The organism is Streptococcus pluranimalium (genome assembly GCF_047785705.1).
In the GTDB taxonomy this organism is placed as follows: domain Bacteria; phylum Bacillota; class Bacilli; order Lactobacillales; family Streptococcaceae; genus Streptococcus; species Streptococcus pluranimalium_A.
In genome coordinates, this window is the sequence record NZ_JBLOJV010000091.1 from 1 (window position 1) to 958 (window position 958).

Sequence of the window (958 nt, forward strand, 5' to 3'; positions counted from 1 at the left end):
AGGGTATTGGAGTTTTGAAGCTGGAGCTATTGCCAAGATATTAGATTTAGATGATAGTAGTCTAGAGGGAAAGCAATATTATCCTTATGATATGGTACATTGGAAGGGGTAGTCATTGTATCAAGTTGATTTTAGAAATCATCTAGCCCGATGTTCTTTTTAGGAATTAACTGATATACTAAAGAATAATAGATTGTATTAGAAGAGCTTGTTTTTCAGCTCTGCTATTTTCCAAGAAAACAATGTCAACCACATTAACCAGTACACCAACCTCTTCAAGGAGGGCAAGGTGTCTGAACCTCTGCCTCACCTACTTATCATCAGCGATGAGTTCGCGGAGCTTAAAGCCAACCAGCCCGACTTTATGGACGAGTTGGTGTCAACGGCCCGTATCGGTCGTTCGTTGGGGGTTAAGTTAATCCTTGCGACTCAGAAGCCAAGTGGTGTGGTTAATGACCAGATTTGGTCTAACTCCAAGTTCAAGATTGCCCTTAAGGTGCAGGATGTAGCGGACTCTCGTGAGGTCATCAAGACGCCCGATGCGGCGGAAATTACCCAGACTGGTCGGGCCTACCTTCAAGTTGGTAACAATGAAATCTACGAGCTCTTTCAGTCAGCCTGGTCTGGTGCGGATTACAACCCAGACGGAAAGGCTGGTGTTCAGCGTGAGACGACGGTTTATGACATCACTGATAGCGGTCAGTATAGGGCCATTAACAGGGATCTGAGTGGTCTGTCCAAGCAGAAGGATGTCAAGAGCTTGCCGACGGAGCTGGATGCCATTGTGGAACAGGCTCATGAGATTTTTGAGAACCTCCAGATTCCTAAGGTTGCCAGTCCTTGGTTACCCCCTTTGGCTGACCGAGTCTTATCGCAAGACTTGCAGGAAACGGACTTTAGGACTTACTGGCAAGAGTCATCTGGGCTTAAGCCACTCTTGGTGGGTTATCAAGATATT

1 protein-coding gene and 1 pseudogene are annotated in these 958 nt (G+C 46.0%); both read left to right on the forward strand.

From position 1 onward, the window contains the following. Positions 1-112, forward strand: a 112-nt coding sequence (locus tag ACMZ6Z_RS09425; protein ID WP_416132269.1) for a PoNe immunity protein domain-containing protein, incomplete at its 5' end; no start/stop codon positions are given. Positions 113-226: 114 nt separating this feature from the next. Beyond that, positions 227-958: pseudogene (locus ACMZ6Z_RS09430) on the forward strand (type VII secretion protein EssC); the annotation flags it as partial.